This window comes from Acinetobacter nectaris CIP 110549 (assembly GCF_000488215.1).
Lineage (GTDB): Bacteria > Pseudomonadota > Gammaproteobacteria > Pseudomonadales > Moraxellaceae > Acinetobacter > Acinetobacter nectaris.
In genome coordinates this window covers 955,648-972,981 of sequence record NZ_KI530712.1, presented here as the reverse complement: position 1 = coordinate 972,981, position 17,334 = coordinate 955,648, and the positions used below count along the sequence as shown (strand labels likewise).

At 37.1% G+C, this 17,334-nt stretch carries 17 protein-coding genes; 7 read left to right on the top strand and 10 right to left on the bottom strand.

From position 1 onward, the window contains the following. Nucleotides 1-18: 18 nt before the first annotated feature. The 4 genes from rnt to lpxO form a co-directional block, all read right to left on the bottom strand. Nucleotides 19-681 (bottom strand): ribonuclease T, encoded by a 663-nt coding sequence (gene rnt / locus P256_RS04915; protein ID WP_040331650.1) that lies wholly within the window; start codon nucleotides 679-681, stop codon nucleotides 19-21. Then, nucleotides 666-1,700: a dihydroorotase gene (gene pyrC, locus P256_RS04910; RefSeq protein ID WP_023272580.1), complete on the bottom strand. Its 1,035-nt coding sequence runs from the start codon at nucleotides 1,698-1,700 to the stop codon at nucleotides 666-668. The genes rnt and pyrC overlap by 16 nt, the downstream gene beginning before the upstream one ends. Before the next feature lie 144 nt (nucleotides 1,701-1,844). Then, entirely contained in the window at nucleotides 1,845-3,203 is a 1,359-nt protein-coding gene (argG, locus tag P256_RS04905; RefSeq protein WP_171068512.1) for an argininosuccinate synthase, read from the bottom strand. Between the two features lie 196 nt (nucleotides 3,204-3,399). Continuing rightward, nucleotides 3,400-4,305 carry a lipid A hydroxylase LpxO gene (gene lpxO / locus P256_RS04900; protein WP_023272578.1) on the bottom strand — a complete coding sequence of 302 codons (906 nt, stop codon included), beginning with the start codon at nucleotides 4,303-4,305 and terminating at the stop codon, nucleotides 3,400-3,402. Nucleotides 4,306-4,666: 361 nt separating this feature from the next. On the opposite strand from lpxO, the gene sbmA reads away from it, so the two are divergent. Next, nucleotides 4,667-5,860 (top strand): peptide antibiotic transporter SbmA, encoded by a 1,194-nt coding sequence (sbmA, locus tag P256_RS04895; RefSeq protein WP_023272577.1) that lies wholly within the window; start codon nucleotides 4,667-4,669, stop codon nucleotides 5,858-5,860. Here sbmA and P256_RS04890 read toward each other — a convergent pair. After that, nucleotides 5,821-7,293 carry an aminotransferase-like domain-containing protein gene (locus P256_RS04890; RefSeq protein WP_051353561.1) on the bottom strand — a complete coding sequence of 491 codons (1,473 nt, stop codon included), beginning with the start codon at nucleotides 7,291-7,293 and terminating at the stop codon, nucleotides 5,821-5,823. The two genes, sbmA and P256_RS04890, sit on opposite strands and share 40 nt — an antisense overlap. Before the next feature lie 163 nt (nucleotides 7,294-7,456). On the opposite strand from P256_RS04890, the gene P256_RS13280 reads away from it, so the two are divergent. Further along, nucleotides 7,457-7,606, top strand: a complete 150-nt coding sequence (locus P256_RS13280; protein ID WP_023272575.1) for a hypothetical protein — start codon at nucleotides 7,457-7,459, stop codon at nucleotides 7,604-7,606. Nucleotides 7,607-7,670: 64 nt separating this feature from the next. Here the strand turns inward: P256_RS13280 and P256_RS04885 are convergent, their stop codons facing one another. From P256_RS04885 to gatC, 5 genes are all read right to left on the bottom strand, one after another. After that, nucleotides 7,671-8,027 (bottom strand): roadblock/LC7 domain-containing protein, encoded by a 357-nt coding sequence (locus P256_RS04885; protein ID WP_023272574.1) that lies wholly within the window; start codon nucleotides 8,025-8,027, stop codon nucleotides 7,671-7,673. Between the two features lie 553 nt (nucleotides 8,028-8,580). Next, nucleotides 8,581-9,300 (bottom strand): phospholipase D family protein, encoded by a 720-nt coding sequence (locus P256_RS04880; protein WP_023272573.1) that lies wholly within the window; start codon nucleotides 9,298-9,300, stop codon nucleotides 8,581-8,583. 83 nt (nucleotides 9,301-9,383) lie between these two features. Then, nucleotides 9,384-10,838, bottom strand: a complete 1,455-nt coding sequence (gatB, locus tag P256_RS04875) for an Asp-tRNA(Asn)/Glu-tRNA(Gln) amidotransferase subunit GatB (protein WP_023272572.1) — start codon at nucleotides 10,836-10,838, stop codon at nucleotides 9,384-9,386. Then, the gene (gene gatA / locus P256_RS04870; RefSeq protein WP_023272571.1) at nucleotides 10,838-12,316 is read right to left on the bottom strand and encodes an Asp-tRNA(Asn)/Glu-tRNA(Gln) amidotransferase subunit GatA; all 1,479 of its coding nucleotides are present in this window, start codon (nucleotides 12,314-12,316) and stop codon (nucleotides 10,838-10,840) included. Before gatA ends, gatB begins: the two co-directional genes overlap by 1 nt. A 35-nt stretch (nucleotides 12,317-12,351) precedes the next feature. Continuing rightward, on the bottom strand, nucleotides 12,352-12,663 hold the full coding sequence (gatC, locus tag P256_RS04865; protein WP_023272570.1) for an Asp-tRNA(Asn)/Glu-tRNA(Gln) amidotransferase subunit GatC: 312 nt from the start codon (nucleotides 12,661-12,663) through the stop codon (nucleotides 12,352-12,354). A 131-nt stretch (nucleotides 12,664-12,794) separates the two neighbouring features. Here gatC and P256_RS04860 point away from each other — a divergent pair, with 131 nt between their 5' ends. Genes P256_RS04860 through rng form a run of 5 tightly spaced genes read left to right on the top strand, consistent with a single transcriptional unit; the run spans nucleotide 12,795 to nucleotide 17,246 of the window. Further along, nucleotides 12,795-13,841 carry a rod shape-determining protein gene (locus tag P256_RS04860; RefSeq protein ID WP_023272569.1) on the top strand — a complete coding sequence of 349 codons (1,047 nt, stop codon included), beginning with the start codon at nucleotides 12,795-12,797 and terminating at the stop codon, nucleotides 13,839-13,841. A gap of 22 nt (nucleotides 13,842-13,863) precedes the next feature. After that, on the top strand, nucleotides 13,864-14,721 hold the full coding sequence (gene mreC / locus P256_RS04855) for a rod shape-determining protein MreC (RefSeq protein WP_023272568.1): 858 nt from the start codon (nucleotides 13,864-13,866) through the stop codon (nucleotides 14,719-14,721). Then, on the top strand, nucleotides 14,708-15,199 hold the full coding sequence (gene mreD / locus P256_RS04850; protein ID WP_023272567.1) for a rod shape-determining protein MreD: 492 nt from the start codon (nucleotides 14,708-14,710) through the stop codon (nucleotides 15,197-15,199). The genes mreC and mreD overlap by 14 nt, the downstream gene beginning before the upstream one ends. Next, nucleotides 15,187-15,753 carry a Maf family nucleotide pyrophosphatase gene (locus tag P256_RS04845; protein WP_023272566.1) on the top strand — a complete coding sequence of 189 codons (567 nt, stop codon included), beginning with the start codon at nucleotides 15,187-15,189 and terminating at the stop codon, nucleotides 15,751-15,753. The genes mreD and P256_RS04845 overlap by 13 nt, the downstream gene beginning before the upstream one ends. 38 nt (nucleotides 15,754-15,791) lie before the next feature. Beyond that, nucleotides 15,792-17,246 carry a ribonuclease G gene (rng, locus tag P256_RS04840; RefSeq protein WP_023272565.1) on the top strand — a complete coding sequence of 485 codons (1,455 nt, stop codon included), beginning with the start codon at nucleotides 15,792-15,794 and terminating at the stop codon, nucleotides 17,244-17,246. The last annotated feature ends 88 nt before the right edge of the window (nucleotides 17,247-17,334 follow it).

Below are 17,334 nucleotides of genomic sequence, written 5' to 3'. Positions count from 1 at the left end.
TATAGAAGAGGCGCCATTCTATGTCGAAGATAGTAGGTTGTCAAGTACGTGAGGTGCTAACTTATTTAAAATATAGCAAAATAACTCAGCAGTTTTTTCTGTGTCATAGAGTGCAGAATGTGCTTCATTGCCATCGAACTCAATACCTGCCTGAATGCAAGATTTTGCAAGCACTGTTTGTCCAAACATGACTGCGCTAAGAGTAACGGTATCAAATACAGAAAAGCTGTGGAAAGGATTCTGGTTTTTTGTACCTGTACGATCAATCGCTGCGCGTAAAAAGCCAAGGTCAAAGTGTGCATTGTGTCCAACTAAAACCGCATGTGAGCATTTTTGTTGACGGCGCACTTCTGTCAGTGATTTGAAAATGCGTTTTAATGCACTTTTCTCATCTTCAGCCATTGCCATGCGTAATGGATTAAAAGGATCAATACCAATAAAGTCTAGAGAGCGACGATCTAAGTTTGCACCTTCAAAAGGGTTAATATGTGCATGTATTGCTTCACCCGGCACAAAAATACCTTTATCGTTATATACGATAGGAATACATGCGATTTCAAGTAGAGCATCTGTTTGAGCATTAAATCCTGCGGTTTCAACATCTACAACAACAGGTAGAAAACCACGAAATCGTTGGCCAATAACAGGGACATTTTCTGCTGATGTCACACTTTTCTCCATTGAATGGTTTGTCCAGCATAGAGTGGAATAATTTGCTGATCTTCTAAATAGTCTAGACGTTCAGGAATAACTTGATCTTCTTTTTTGAGTGTAATGGTATCTGTATTTCGAGGTAGTCCATAGAAATCAGCACCAAAATGACTTGCAAATCCTTCAAGACGTTCTATACGACCCACTTGATCGAATGCTTGTGCATACAGTTCAATTGCAGTAGGTGCACTGTAACAACCTGCACAGCCACATGCATTTTCTTTCGCATTTTGTGCATGAGGGGCACTATCTGTCCCTAAAAAGAATTTAGGATTGCCACTTGTTGCCACTTCAAGGAGTGTGGTTTGATGTGTTTGACGCTTTAATATTGGCAGACAATACAAGTGAGGTTTTACACCACCCACCAACATGTCGTTACGGTTAAATAGCAAATGTTGAGGTGTAATTGTTGCAGCTACTTTTTTACTTTGCTCAAGTACAAAGTTTGCAGCATCGCTTGTTGTAATGTGCTCAAGTACAATTTTTAAATCAGGGAATTGTTGAATTAAAGGAGAAAGAACTTCATCTAAAAAGCGTTTTTCTCTATCAAAAATATCAACATGTTTATGGGTAACTTCACCATGAAGTAGTAATGGAATTTGATGTTTTTCCATTTCTTCAATAGTGGCATAAACTTTGCGAATATCACTGACACCATTATCCGAATTGGTTGTTGCGCCAGCAGGGTAAAGTTTAATTGCATTTACACAGTTTGATGCTTTGATTTTAGCTATTTCATCTGGAGGCGTTTGATCTGTAAAATAAAGTACCATACGAGGGTCAAATAAATTTCCCTCTGGCACATGCTGCATAATACGATTGCGGTATGCGATTGCCTCATCTACTGTTTTGACAGGAGGTACAAGATTAGGCATACAGATTGCGCGACGAAATTGTTTTGCTAAATCAGGTACTGTACGTTCAAGTGCAAGACCATCTCTTAAATGGACATGCCAATCGTCTGGCTGAGTCAGTGTTATTGTATTCAATGTCTTTTCAAACTAAAAATAAAATAAATGATAATGCATAAACTCAAAAAAGCATAATGCTGTCTTTCTTGAATTGATGCACATGAAAGAAATTAGAAGTAACAGATAAAAAAAACTGCTCACTTAGAGCAGTTTTTTTTCATATTATTTCTTTTTAGTTTCAAGCTGGGGTACAGCAGAACCTTGTGCAATTGAAAGTAGCCCAGTTTGGCTATAGATTCCAAGTTTTGCACGTGTATCAATAATATCTAGGTTACGCATGGTTAATTGACCAATACGATCCATTGGGGTAAATGTTGAGTCACCTTTCTCCATAGTTAAGCGTTCAGCTTCATAAGTAAGGTTTGGAGACTCTGTATTTAAGATGCTGTAGTCATTACCACGGCGTAGTTCTAAAGTCACTTGACCAGTAATCGCTTTTGCAACCCAACGTTGTGCTGTTTCACGTAGCATGAGTGCTTGTGAATCAAACCAACGACCTTGGTAAAGTAGACGACCTAGACGTAAACCATTAATACGGTATTGCTCAATCGTATCTTCGTTATGAATACCTGTTACAAGGCGGTCATAAGCAGCATGAAGTAATGCCATACCCGGCGCTTCATAAATACCGCGAGATTTTGCTTCAATAATACGGTTTTCGATCTGATCTGACATACCTAAACCATGACGACCACCAATTTTATTTGCTTCTAAAATGAGGTCTACAGGGTTGTCGAAGCGAGTACCATTGAGCGCAACAGGCATACCTTCTTCAAAAGTGACTGTAACAACTTCTGGTTTAATTTCGACATCATCACGCCAAAAAGCAACGCCCATGATTGGTTCAACAATTTTGATACCTGCATCGAGGTATTCAAGATCTTTTGCTTCGTGTGTTGCACCAAGCATGTTTGAATCTGTTGAATAGGCTTTCTCTTTAGACATTTTATAGTCAAAGCCATTATCAATTAGGAACTGTGACATTTCAGCACGGCCGCCTAATTCATCAATGAATTGTTGGTCTAACCATGGTTTATAAATTTTAAGTGCAGGGTTTGTAAGTAGGCCATAGCGGTAGAAACGTTCAATATCGTTTCCTTTGTATGTAGAGCCATCACCCCAGATGTTTACATCATCTTCTTTCATTGCTGTAACAAGCATTGTTCCTGTAACAGCACGACCTAAAGGTGTTGTATTAAAATATGGTACACCACCTGTACTGATGTGAAATGCACCACATTGAATTGCAGCAATACCTTCTAAAGCAAGTTGAAGTCGGCAGTCAACCAATCGGGCTTTATCAGCGCCATATTGTTCAGCTTTTCTTGGAATAGCGTTGTAGTCATCTTCGTCAGGTTGGCCAAGGTCTGCAGTATAAGCATAAGGTTGCGCGCCTTTTTGCTTCATCCAAAGTAATGCTGCAGATGTATCTAAACCACCAGAGAAGGCGATACCAACTTTTTGCCCTACAGGTATGTTTTGCAAGATTGTTGCATTATCAGTCATTGTGGATCCTAATATTATGAACTCGATATCGTAAAGAGTATCACCGAAAGCGTTGTATGTTATAGGTTTCATTTACCATTTGTGATGGTAAACGATAACATCAGTAAAACACTAAGAGTTTATCTGATCTTTTAAAGTCAGTGTATCTTTCTATATATTATTACTTAAAAAATAGCAGATACAAAGTATTGCATCTGCTTTTCGTTATATTTTAAATGAAACTTGGTAATAGAATTAGCAAAATGATCGTAGAAAATAGCGCCCATTTTGTGAAATAGTACATAGATCGGTTTTTTTCTTTGAGTGCGCGCCCTTTCATATGAATAGCATATAGGTACTTAAATGCTTTATTGATGCCACCTGTTTTGTCTTGAGCATCATTTGGAGAGCTCGCAGCAGCCATCACATTTCTACCAAACCAATGATTGAAACTTTGTGCCCAAGACCATTTCATTGGGCGTTCGATATCGCAGAATAAAATAATACGTGTTTGGTCTGTTTTATTTTGTGCCCAATGTACATAAGTTTCATCAAATAAAGTGGCTTCTCCATCTCTCCAACTATGGCGCTCATTATCTACCTCAATAAAACATTCAGGGCTGTTGGGTGTAGATAGTCCTAAATGATAACGTACAGATCCCGCATATGGGTCACGGTGTTTACCAAGGTAGCTTCCTGCAGGTAGTTCTGCAAACATTGCAGCTTTTACTGAAGGAATTTTTTCTAATATTTCAACTGTCTTAGGACAAAGTTGTTGTGCAGATGGATGAGTTTCTTTATACCACTTGAGATAAAATCGTTTCCATCCTCTTTTAAAGAAAGTGTTAAAGCCTGCATCATTGTTACTTTCTGCTGCTTTGATTTGTGTATTTAGTTGAAGTGCTTCTTCTCTAATTATTTCCCAATTATCTTGTAATGGTTGTAGTTCGGGAAAGTCCTTCAGGTCGAAAAAAGGCTTGTTCGGCAGTTTAGAGAAACCAGTCATAAACATATTGACTGGGCCTAAAAATGTTGAATGGTCAAATAATTGTCTAGAAAGTTTAAGACGGACATGACCACGACAGTAAGTATAAGCTAGGCTAGCAAAGAATATTCCGATGATAATAAGTGCATACATAAAAACTTCACTTTAAAAAAGGGGCACACTTAGCTGAAGACATAAATGTATTATAGTCTGCGTTGTAGTACAAATTGAAAAGGCTATAAAAGTATATCTATCTGAAAAATAGCTTAATTTATATTTTTTAGCGTAAATTAAAGCTAAGTTCGATATACATTAACTTTAGGATATTTGTTTGAGCGTAATATAGTTAAATTAAACGAGAAATACTAGTGCTATTAGACCAGTTACAAAAATGATTCTGATGTATTAAATATTAATGTCAAAATAGTTAATAGTGTTTATACATATTAAAAATAGGATGTATGGCTTTTATTATTATTGGCTATATAAGATATTTTTGGGAATTATTTAATTTATGTTTGAGTCTTTTTTCCCAGCGCCTCGTCGCTTTTTTTTATCTGCGCTTCTATGGGCTGCTGTGAGTATTGGTTTATGGTATCTCGGTGGTCAACATTGGGGTACTTATATTGGGTTTAAACCTGGCTATGAAAAAGCTGTTTTACCTATAGGAATTAGTCGTTTTCTATATCCAGCATTTATTTGGTTTTATATTTGGTTTTTTGTTTCTGTACTTGTTTTTGCAAGTTTTTGGAAGATTATTGCAAAGCATAAGTGGCATGCATGGTCTATCTGGGGTTCTGCATTTATTTTATTTAATATTTGGTTTAGTGTTCAAGTAAATGTAACCCTAAATGAGTGGTATAACCCGTTTTATGATTTAATCCAGAATATGCTTTCAAATAAAGGTGGTAAGGTTCAAGATCTTTATGCTGGAACATTAGCGTTTGTATATATTGCTATGGTTTATGTCACGGTTGCAATTGTTAATTCATTTTTTACAAGCCATTATATTTTTCGTTGGCGCACGGCAATGAATGAATATTATATTCAGTACTGGGCAAAGCTGAGACATATGGAAGGTGCTTCTCAGCGTGTGCAGGAAGATACCATGCGCTTCGCTTCTATTATGGAGAGCTTAGGTGTTAGTTTTATCAATGCCATTATGGTACTTATTGCATTCATGCCCGTATTGTTTCAGTTATCAGAACATGTAAAGGTTTTACCTATTGTGGGAGAGGTTTCACATGGTCTTGTATGGGCAGCAATCTTCTGGTCTTTATTTGGTACAATTTTAATGATGGCTGTAGGTATTAAGCTTCCGGGACTTGAATTTAATAACCAAAAAGTTGAAGCTGCTTATCGTAAAGAACTTGTATATGGTGAAGATAGTGATGCCTATGCGCAACCTGTAAAGTTGAAAGACCTATTTTCTAATGTGCAGGTGAATTATTTTAGGCTGTACTTTCATTATGCATATTTTAACTTAATAAGCATTTGGTACTTACAACTTGATATTTTATTTAGTTTAGTTGTTTTATTTCCATCCATTGCTTCAGGTGCACTGACATTAGGGTTATTGACCCAAATTAGTAATGTATTTGATAGGGTTCGGGGCTCTTTTCAATATTTAATCAATTCTTGGAAAACCATCATTGAGTTACTTTCAATTCATAAGCGTCTAAAAGCATTTGAGTCAGTTTTAAAGTAATGTAATAGCGCAGGCATTCTCTGATATATAAGGTATTTGATGGCATGAGCAAGCGAGATAATGGCTTGCTTATGCTGAGAGTCCATATGAAATGAACTGTTTATTCGAATGTAGTTGTGCGGTACTTCATGAATACTAAAAAGGTGGCTTGGTGTGATACCAATATTTTGACTTAAAAGTATTTGAAATAACGCCGTGCTATTGAGGTGATTGGGTAGTTCTATCCATAGAAAATAGCCACTTGAATAATAATGAATATGGCATGAGGAAGGAAGGTATCTTAGTAATAAGTGGTAGAGTAGGTTCTTTCTTTGATAAAGTTGTTTTCTCAGTTTTTGTAAATGCTTATCGTAATAAGGTGTTGCAATGAAATTTGCTAAAGTTTCTTGAATTAATGTATTTGCTGCAAGGGTACTCATAAGTTGTAAGTGTTGGATTTTCTCTGAGAATGTTTCTGTGCGTACCCAACCAATGCGAATATTTGCGCCAAGAACCTTTGAAAAAGATGAGCAGTGTAATACGCGGTTTTGGTGCTCAAAATAACACATTGGTAGGGGTTTTTGACCAAAATAATAAAGCTCTTGATAGGTATCATCCTCAATAAGATAAACCTGATATTTTTCTAATAAACTAGCAATTTTCTCTTTAATTTTATCATTTACAGTAAAGCCTATCGGATTATGACTGTTAAGCATGAACGAACAAACTTTAATGGGGTAAGCTTGTAATAGGTCTTCAAATGCTTGCAAATTAAACCCATATTGTGGGTGTGTAGGTAAGGTAATTACCTGTAGTCCTAAGCGTTCAGCAGCTTGCCATGCTCCATAAAAAATGGTGTCTTGTAATAAAATATAGTCGCCTGTTTGGGTGAGTGTTTGTAATGCTAAATTAAGAGCATCTAGTGCACCTGATGTAATAATGATGTCATCAGCTTGCGTTGGAATACCTTGTAAAATATAACGGTTGGCTATTTGTTGGCGTAGCTTTAAGTTACCTGGAGGCATATTCTTATTTGTCGTACCTATTGGTTTTTGTTGTGCATAATGTGCCAATATTTTCATAATCTTTGTATTGTAAAGGCACTGTTCATCAGGGAAGGCAGAGCTAAAATAAATATAATCAGATGCCTGAGTTTGTTTGAGATAAGAGAATACTTTTGAGTTTATTTTAATTTTCTGAGGTTGAGATGTTTCTACTGTATTGGTTTTTTGATAGGTATTATAATTATATTCTGAAATAAAGAAGCCTGATTTTTCTTTTGAGTATACTCGTCCTTCAGCGATTAATGTTTGATATGCATTTAAAATAGTCATGAGACTATAGCCAGTTACTTGTGCCTGAGCTCGAAGAGAAGGTAGCTTGGTATTGGCTGAGTAGCTACCATTTTCAATCAGTTGTTTAATATGTTGAACAAGCTTTTCAGACTTATACATAATCATTAAATTTTTGTTAAATCATAAGTAAGTTATAACAGATTGTTAGAAAATAAGGTATATAGGTGGAATCTGTTATAGTTTTTTAATCAAAAACTGTATCTACATGTTTGTTACTAATCTTTAGATAATAATATTTATATTGCAAGTGATGAGAACTGACATGAAAGAAGATGTTTCGAGAAAACCACCACAGTATGCAGATAGTAAAATTTCAAAAAAGGCTTTTAATCGTATGATTTTTTGGTTTGCACTGTATGCTTTACTTTTTTGTGTAGGTGTTATTATTGCTGTTGGTGCAGATATGCCGTAAAGGTTTTTTATATAAAAAAAGCGAATAAATATTTATTCGCTTTTTAATATTATGCTTATAAAACTTATGAGAAATCTAATTGAGTCTCAAATTTCTTTAATACATGGCGAGCCATTGCAAGGTTTGCTTTTTTACGATCTAAAGCGATATATAAAAATAAGTCTTTGTTACCTTTTAATGGGCGAATCAAGTGATACTGTTCAGCCAAAGTAATTAGGATATCTTCAATGGTATCATCTAGGCCAAGAGATTGTGCAACTTTTCTTTTTGCACGAACTACTTCAGTGTTTCCTGCAGATGCAAGGTCTAAGTCAATACCTGTACCTTCAGTTGCAAGAGGTAAACCACTTTCGCTATCTACAAGTGATGCTGCGATAAAACCATCAAGTTCGTCACTTAAAACTTCTAATTTAATAGCCATTGCCGCTTCTCCAAAGAATTAAAACTGATTCTGTTAATTTGAGTTAATAGAATCATATAAAATGCGAAAAAATTCGCTAAAAAGTGTTTCGATTTCGAAACATCCCAAATAAAAATGTTTGATATTTTACTGTAACGAGTACAGTAGTTCCTTTTAAATAATCTTAAATCATAAGATATTTAAAAGGTATCATTTTAATATGTTTTAAAAATAAATAAACACATTGAAATGATACCTTTTTTGAAAACTTAGAACTATCTTGATAGTTATTCCAAATTTATCTGATATATATCTTGGAATAAAATGCAAGTCAACTCTAAAATTAGTTTGATGATTAATCAATAAGTGTGATTATATTCACATTTTATGTAGTTGTATATAGCATTTTGCCAATTGTGAAGTAAGTTGTTGGAATTATAGACAATATTTATTTTTATTTATGGAAATGTGTTTTATTAATACTTTTTAAATATAAATACCATTAATATTACTTTAAGATTAATGGTATTTTTATAGTAAATATGCCACTTTTAACAGTGGCATGAGATTGGTTTCATACTTTAGATTCAATAGCTTCCGGCCATAAGAAGAAGTAACCAAATTTTCCTTTTTTAAATTCGGCACCCAAGTTTTTTGCGAGATCTGTTAAGTAGTAGTTATCTTCTTTTTTAATTAGAAAACCTTTTTGCTCTAGTTTTTCAAGCAATTCAGCAGTCTTGAATCCTAGCTTTGTCGCAAGTTTGGATGTGGTTATTTTACTATATGCTGTGGTCTGGTTCGGTGTATCACTTTCAGTGTTCGTTGGTACCTCTAATTGAGCATGTTCAATCTTTTCTAATGAAATTCGAATTTCATCACTAATTCGGATAAGGCGCTGTGCTTCTTCAAATGTATCTTTATATAACTCATTATCAGCATCTTTGCCGATTAGAATACCCATCTCGTTATTATTAATTTGGCTAAATTCATAGAGGTTTAGACTTGTAATAATTGCCCGATCTTCATTGATATAACATTTTGCATGTAAATTTTTACAAAAGCTTGTACGTATATATTCTTGTTCTTTTAACCAATTAATTTCTTCAGGTTGTAGCTCACTTTTTCCATAAATAATGCGAATATCAATTTTTAGACGGTTTTTGTCTTCAAGTAATTCTTTAACTCGATCATTTAGTTTTAGGAAAGGGCTTATTAAAATCACACGTTCTTTTGCTGATTTTATAAGTTCTTCAAGGTAGTAGTTTGTTGCACTTGTATTTAAAAATTTTGCCATAGTATATATAAGTTAACCCCCATTGTATTTTTGAAAATAAAAAACCCCGCATGAAGCGAGGTTTATATAATAAAAAGAAATAATTAGCCAAGCAACTGCTTCATGAGCTGGTTTACTTGTGCTGGATTGGCTTTACCACGTGAAGCCTTCATTACTTGACCCACTAAGCCATTAAATGCTTTTTCTTTACCAGATTTATATTCTTCAACCATTTTTTCGTTGGCAGCAAGTACCTCTTTAATGATTGCTTCGATTGCACCTGTGTCAGTTTCTTGCTTTAAGCCTTTTTCTTCAATAATTTGGTCGGCAGATGAACCATTGCTTTCCCACATGAAGCCAAAGACTTGCTTTGCAATTTTTCCACTAATTGTGTTGTCGACAATACGAGCGATCATGCCACCCAATTGCACTGCTGAAACAGGCGATTGGTCAATACTCAAATCTGCTTTATTGAGTGCACCTGAAAGTTCGCCCATGACCCAGTTGGCTGCAAGTTTTGCATTTTTCGCACCACCTGCGGCTTTTACTGTTTCTTCAAAGAAGTCTGAGAGTTCACGGCTGAGTGTCAGCACGCGCGCATCATATTCAGTAAGTTGATATGCTTCTATGAATCTTTCACGGCGTGCTTGAGGGAGTTCAGGCATATCTGCTTGGATCGCTTGAATTTGCTCTTCTGAAATGCGTACAGGCAGTAAGTCTGGGTCAGGGAAGTAGCGATAGTCATTTGCTTCTTCTTTTGTACGCATTGCACGTGTTTCTAACTTGTTTGGGTCAAAAAGACGTGTTTGTTGAATGATCTTGCCGCCGCTTTCTAGAACATCAATTTGACGTTCAATCTCAACTTCAATCGCCTTTTCGATAAAACGAAATGAGTTGATGTTTTTCAGTTCACAACGTGTACCAAACTCATCGCCCGGTTGGCGAATAGATACGTTACAGTCGCAGCGGAAAGAACCTTCAGCCATATTACCATCGGAAATGCCTAACCAGCGTACAAGCGTATGAATGGCGCGTACGTAAGCAACTGCTTCTTCTTTTGAGCGCATATCAGGTTCTGAAACAATTTCAAGCAGTGGTGTACCTGCACGGTTTAAATCAATCCCTGTCATGCCTTCAAAATCTTCGTGTAAAGATTTACCTGCATCTTCTTCAAGGTGGGCACGTGTTACACCAATACGTTTTGTTGTGCCATCTTCAAGGTGAATGTCGATGTGACCTTTGCCTACAATAGGGTTATCCATTTGACTAATTTGATAGCCTTTTGGTAGGTCTGGGTAGAAGTAGTTTTTACGGGCAAAGACAGAAGCACGATCAATTTCTGCATCAATCCCTAAACCAAAGCAAATCGCTTTATCTACGACTTCTTTGTTGAGGACAGGAAGAACGCCGGGCATAGCCAAATCAACAAGACTTGCTTGTGTATTCGGTTCAGCACCAAACTCAATGCTTGAGCCAGAAAATATTTTTGTGTTTGTGTTGAGCTGAGTATGGATTTCTAAGCCAATGACAACTTCCCAACCATCAATAAGTTTTGCCATTATACATTCTCCTCAGCAATAGCAGATCGTTTGTTATGCCAGTCAGTTGCTTGTTGATATTGGTGTATAACTGAAAGTAGTTGAGACTCAGACCAGTAATTACCTATAAGTTGTAGACCTACAGGCAGATTATTTTGATCGAAGCCAACAGGTGCATTGATTGCTGGGTGTCCTGAAAGGTTAACAGCAAGTGTATATAGGTCGCCTAAGTACATTTCTACAGGAGAGAGTGATGCGCCAATTTTGTAGGCTGTTGTTGGTGCAGATGGTGCTGCAATCACATCAACATGTTCAAATGCTTTTAAGAAGTCTTCCTGAATAAGACGACGAACTTTCTGTGCTTTGACGTAATAGTCATCGTAGAATCCAGCAGAGAGTGCATAAGTACCAATAAGAATACGACGTTGTACTTCTTCACCAAAACCTTCTGAGCGTGAACGTCTGTAAAGGTCATCTAGATCTTGTGGGTTTTCACAGCGATGTCCAAAACGTACACCATCGTAACGAGATAAGTTTGAAGAAGCTTCTGCAGGTGCAATAAGGTAGTATGTTGGTACATATGACTCAACCATAGTTAAGTCAACTTCAACAAGAATTGCACCAAGTTCTTCAAGTTTTTTCAGTGCTTCTTCAACACGTGCTTTAACTTCAGCATTTAAACCTTCAACTTCAAAATACTGTTTTGGTATACCAATACGTAAACCTTTTAATGAGGTTTTATTGAGGTTGCTGACATAGTCGTCTACAGGTGTTTCAACAGATGTAGAGTCTTTTTCATCATGACCTGCAATGACATTCATTAGGTACGCACAGTCTTCTGCTGAGTGTGCCATAGGACCTGCTTGGTCGAGTGATGATGCAAATGCGATCATACCGTAGCGAGAAACGCGACCATATGTCGGTTTTAGACCTGTAAGACCACAAAATGATGCAGGTTGGCGAATTGAGCCTCCCGTATCTGTACCTGTTGCAAATGGTGCTAAACCGGCAGCAATAACCGCTGAAGAGCCTCCTGAAGAGCCGCCCGGAACGTAATCTAAATTCCAAGGGTTTTTAGTTGCGCCATAATATGAATTTTCACATGTTGAACCCATTGCAAATTCATCCATGTTTACTTTTCCTAAAGTAACGAGATGAGATTGTTTGGTTTTTGTAACTACAGTCGCATCATATGGCGAAATGAAGTTATCGAGCATTTTTGAACCTGCAGAAGTACGAACTCCTTTTGTACAAAAAATATCTTTATGTGCAATTGGAATACCTGCAAGTGCAGACGCTTCACCAGATTTTAGTAGGGCATCTGCTGCATCTGCTGCATTTAGAGCTTGCTCTGCTGTTACTGTAATATAGCTGTTAAGTTGTGTATCAAGTTTGTCAATGCGTTTTAAATAGTGTTCTGTCAATTCGCGAGATGAAAACTGGCGCTGTTGCAATCCCTGAGAAAGTTCGCGAATAGATAAGCGATGTAAATCTGTCATAGTATATTCTATATAATTAAAGTGATCGGAAAGTATTACTCAATAACGCGAGGTACAAGGTATAGACCATCTTGTGTTGATGGTGCAACTTCTTGATATTCCTCACGATGGTTGCTCTCTGAAATTGTATCTTGGCGTAATGGCTGCGGGCTATTAAATGGACTTCTTAGTGGTTCAACACCATCTGTATTAATCTCTTTTAATGTATCCATCATGTCTAAAATTTTATTTAGACTTTGTGCGTATGCATTAGATTGCGTATCATTGAGCGATAATCGAGCAAGATTGGCAATACTCGTAATGGTTTGAGCATTAAAATCTGAATGCTGTGCATCTGGTGTAGACATAACATCACCTAGTCAGTATCAAAAAAAATTGAAATATCGTGTTATATGATAAGCGATTGACTTGTTCAAATCATCACATTTAGTTAAAGTTGCCAACTTGCGTCCATATTTGTAGAAACTGGGAACGACCCGTGATTTTAAAACGACTAATTGGCTTGTTTTCGCCAGATCTCGCTATTGACTTAGGTACAGCGAACACACTTATTTATGCGCCTGGACGAGGCATTATATTAAATGAACCAACGGTTGTGGCAATCCGTCATAGTGGCTCACAAAAAATTGTAGCTGCTGTTGGTTTAGATGCGAAACAGATGCTTGGTCGTACGCCGGCTAATATTTCTGCAATTCGACCAATGAAAGATGGCGTAATTGCTGACTTTGAAGTAACTGAAACCATGTTGAATCAGTTTATTGGTAAAGTGCATGAAAAGCGTCTTTTCCCGCCAGCGCCTCGTGTTGTGGTTTGTGTACCATGTAAGTCAACACTTGTTGAACGCCGTGCAATTCGTGAAGCTGTATACAATGCAGGTGCGCGTGATGTACGTCTAATTGAAGAACCAATGGCTGCTGCAATTGGTGCAGGCCTACCTGTGGAGCAGGCATGTGGTTCAATGATTGTTGATGTTGGTGGCGGTACAACAGAAATTGCAATTATTTCACTACAAGGCTGTGTATATGCAGACTCTCTGCGTATAGGTGGTGATGTTTTTGATGAGCAAATTATTAATTATGTACGTAAAGCACATGGTTGTGTGATTGGTGAAACAACTGCCGAACTGATTAAAAAAGAAGTAGGTATGGCGGTTGCTGAAGAAAATAACCAAAAACTAGAAATTGAAGTTCGTGGTCGTAATCTTGCTGAAGGTGTACCTCGTTCTATTACCGTGAGTTCAGAAGAGGTAATGCAAGCGATTACAGATCCACTGCAAAGTATTGTGAGTGCTGTGAAGTCTGCTTTAGAGCAAACCCCACCTGAACTTTCTTCCGATATTGCAGAGCGTGGTATTGTTCTGACAGGCGGTGGTGCATTATTACGTAACTTAGATAAGCTTCTTGCTAGAGAAACAGGTCTGCCTGTGGTTGCTGCTGAAGATCCTTTAACATGTGTAACTCGTGGTGGTGGTAAGGTCTTAGAATTCTTCGATAATCCAAATCATGACATGCTTTTTGTTGGATAATTCATCAATATAGGGTGAGGCGGTGCAACCGAATATTTTTTCAAGACAACCGCCATCTTTTCGCTCATTTATTATTGCGGTCATCACATGTGTAGCAGTGCTATTTTTCGATTGGCGTATGCCACATGTGGTACAACCAGCAAGGGATGTCATGTATTCGTTGTATAATCCAATTTATACCGTTGCAAGTTATCCAATAATGTCGCGAGAGTGGTTGAGTCAGCAAACAAAATCTGAAGAACAATTACGCCGTGAAAATACGGCAATGCAGGCTGAATTATTACAAGCACAAGTACGCTTACAAAAATTATCGGAATTGTCTGCTGAAAATACGCGTTTACGTGGGTTATTAGATACGCCATTGATTATTGATGGTCGTATGGAAATTGCGGAAGTTATTGGTACGGATACAGATCCTTTAAGACATATTATTGTGATTAATCGTGGTATTGCAGATCATTTACGCCAAGGACAAGTTGTACTTGATGATAAGGGAATTATGGGCCAGGTCATTAATGTTTCACAGCATAATGCACGTGTTTTACTTTTATCAGACAAGGAAAGTTCTCTTTCTGTGCGTATAGAGCGAACAGGAATGCGAGCGATTGTTTCTGGAACGGGTGATCTTGGCACATTAAAAATGCAATATGTCCCAACCAGTGCAGATCTAAAAGTTGGAGATAATGTTTATAGTTCAGGTTTAGGTGAGCATTTTCCTGCAGGGTATCTTGTAGGCACTGTATCGAAAATACAGCGACAAAATGCGGGTGAGTTTGCTCAAATTGACATTACACCATCTGCTCAGTTGGCTGGTGGTCATTATGTGGTTGTTCTATTTTCAGACTCTTTGGCAAAGGAGCAGCCATATGTTAATAGCTAACTATAAACCTGCAAAAAGAAAAGATCCCTTAATCTTTATTATTCTCTCTGCAATAGTTGCATCTGTGATTACAGTTTATCCTGTATCTTATGATGTGGCAGCTTGGCGACCAGCCATCATGATGATGGTAACGCTTTTTTGGATACTTTGTCAGCCAAGTTGGTGTGGTGTTTGGTTTGCATTTACCATGGGGATTTTTACAGATTTATTGGTAGATGCACCGCTTGGTCAAAATGCATTGGCATATATTCTTATCTCATTTGCTGCTCGTTATTTTATAAGAGAAAGGCGCGTTTTAACGTTCTTAAATTTATGGGTGATTGCTATTATTGCAATTATTGCCTATATTCTTTTTATATGGGTCGGTCAAATTATGGCAGATGCAGACTACCCACTAATGAGACGTTGGCCACCTGCAGTAAGTAGCATTATCTTTTGGCCAATTTTATATTATAGTTTAAAAAAATGGCGCGTTTAATTTTAGCCTCAGGTTCACCACGACGTGCTGAACTTTTAGAGCAGTTAGAAATTGATTTTGATATTTTTAGTGCGGATATAGATGAAACATTAAAACTGGGTGAATCTGCTGAAACCTATGTGAAACGCGTCGCTTATGAGAAAGCAAGAAGTGTAGCCCAACAGTTTCATGACCGCATTGTTTTAGCTGCTGATACGTGTATCTCTTTAGATGGTTCTATTATTGGTAAACCACAATCGAGAGTGCATGCATTTGAAATATGGCAGGCATTGTCTGGGCGTGAGCACGATGTTTTATCGGGTATTTGTGTCATTGCAGAAAATGAAGTGCATGAGTGTGTTGTAAAAACGCAAGTCACATTTCAGCAACTTAGCCAAAGCGATATGGAAAGCTATTGGCAAACAGGAGAACCTGTAGGTAAAGCAGGTGCATATGCGATACAAGGCATCGCAGCAAAATATATTCCCACAATTAAAGGGAGTTATACCAACGTTGTTGGATTACCTTTACATGAGACGGTTAAATTATTAAAGGCAGTTAAGGCACTAAATTAACTGCTTAAAAAATATTTTTATAACATTTTGAGTTAATTATGTCTGATGAGCTATTCATTAATGCCACACCGATGGAATGTCGTGTTGCATTAACTGAAGATGGAGTTGTCAATGAGGTGTTTGTTGAACGAACTTTAAAAAGAGGTTTAGTTGGCAATATATACAAAGGAAAAGTAGTACGTGTTTTACCCGGGATGCAGGCAGCATTTGTAGACATCGGTTTATCACGAACAGCTTTTTTACATATAAATGATATGGTGTGGCCTAAAGGAAAAACCACCCCGAATGTTTTTGAGCTGTTGCAACAGGGTCAAATTATTACTGTGCAGGTCATGAAAGACATGCTTGGTACAAAAGGCGCACGTTTAACAACAGATATTTCTTTGCCTTCACGTTACTTGGTTCTTATGCCTTTTGGCAACCACATTGGTATTTCACAGCGAATTGAATCTGAAGAAGAGCGGGAACGGCTACGCCATATTATTGAAAATATAAAAACAAAGTATTTATTGCCGGGAAGTGTCATTGTACGTACAGCAGCAGAAGGGATTGATGAGGCTGCTATAGACCAAGATATGGCTTATTTAAGTAAGCTATGGAACTATATTCAGCGTAAAAAAAGAAGTCTACTCGTACCCTCTTTGGTTTTTGAGGAACTACCTTTACCGCAGCGTGTAGTGCGTGATTTATCTTTAGACAAGACAGAAAAAATTTATGTCGATTCAGACGATGTATTTATCAAGCTCAAAGAATTTATATCAGAATTCATGCCGCAAATGGAGAACCGTCTAGTCCATTATGTAGAGGATCAGCCTTTATTTGATGTACATCATATTGAAGAAGATATTCAAAAGGCGCTACAGATTCGCATTGCTTTAAAATCTGGTGGCTATTTGATGATAGACCAAACTGAAGCAATGACCACGATTGATGTGAATACAGGTTCTTACGTGGGTGGGAGAAGCTTAGAAGATACAGTATATCGTACCAATATGGAGGCAACGGAAGTTATCGGGCGTCAATTACGCCTTAGAAACTTGGGTGGCATCATTATTATTGACTTTATTGATATGCAAGAAGAAATACATCGTGCAGAGGTATTGAAGTATTTTGAAGCTGTATTAGAAAAAGATCATGCAAAGACAAAAATTACGCAAGTATCTGAGCTTGGCCTTATTGAGATGACAAGAAAGCGTACCAGAGAATCATTAGAACATTTATTGTGCGATTCGTGTCCAACTTGTCATGGTCGTGGATTTGTAAAAACTGCCGAAACGGTATGTTATGAAATATTTCGTGAAATGATGCGTTTTACACGTACATACCCTCATCAAACAGGCTTTGTTGTTGTTGCAAGCCCCGTGGTTATTGATCGTTTACTGACTGAAGAGGCAGTTGCAGTACAGGATTTATCTCATTTACTTGAGAAAAGTATAAAGTTGCAGGTAGAAACACTTTATACGCAAGAGCAATACGATATCATTTTTGGTTAGAATTGTAACAATATATGATTATTCCTTGTTACAACTGGCTGTTTACTTTTATGTGTGATTTCTCAATACTATGATTCTAAGCTAGCCA

Bases quoted from the DNA above. Each gene is read 5' to 3' on its own strand.
- rnt (WP_040331650.1), bottom strand. From the start codon at position 681: ATGGAGAAAAGTGTGACATCAGCAGAAAATGTCCCTGTTATTGGCCAA.
- lpxO (WP_023272578.1), bottom strand. From the start codon at position 4,305: ATGTATGCACTTATTATCATCGGAATATTCTTTGCTAGCCTAGCTTAT.
- sbmA (WP_023272577.1), top strand. From the start codon at position 4,667: ATGTTTGAGTCTTTTTTCCCAGCGCCTCGTCGCTTTTTTTTATCTGCG.
- P256_RS04890 (WP_051353561.1), bottom strand. From the start codon at position 7,293: ATGTATAAGTCTGAAAAGCTTGTTCAACATATTAAACAACTGATTGAA.
- P256_RS13280 (WP_023272575.1), top strand. From the start codon at position 7,457: ATGAAAGAAGATGTTTCGAGAAAACCACCACAGTATGCAGATAGTAAA.
- P256_RS04885 (WP_023272574.1), bottom strand. From the start codon at position 8,027: ATGGCTATTAAATTAGAAGTTTTAAGTGACGAACTTGATGGTTTTATC.
- P256_RS04880 (WP_023272573.1), bottom strand. From the start codon at position 9,300: ATGGCAAAATTTTTAAATACAAGTGCAACAAACTACTACCTTGAAGAA.
- gatB (WP_023272572.1), bottom strand. From the start codon at position 10,838: ATGGCAAAACTTATTGATGGTTGGGAAGTTGTCATTGGCTTAGAAATC.
- gatA (WP_023272571.1), bottom strand. From the start codon at position 12,316: ATGACAGATTTACATCGCTTATCTATTCGCGAACTTTCTCAGGGATTG.
- gatC (WP_023272570.1), bottom strand. From the start codon at position 12,663: ATGTCTACACCAGATGCACAGCATTCAGATTTTAATGCTCAAACCATT.
- mreD (WP_023272567.1), top strand. From the start codon at position 14,708: ATGTTAATAGCTAACTATAAACCTGCAAAAAGAAAAGATCCCTTAATC.
- P256_RS04845 (WP_023272566.1), top strand. From the start codon at position 15,187: ATGGCGCGTTTAATTTTAGCCTCAGGTTCACCACGACGTGCTGAACTT.
- rng (WP_023272565.1), top strand. From the start codon at position 15,792: ATGTCTGATGAGCTATTCATTAATGCCACACCGATGGAATGTCGTGTT.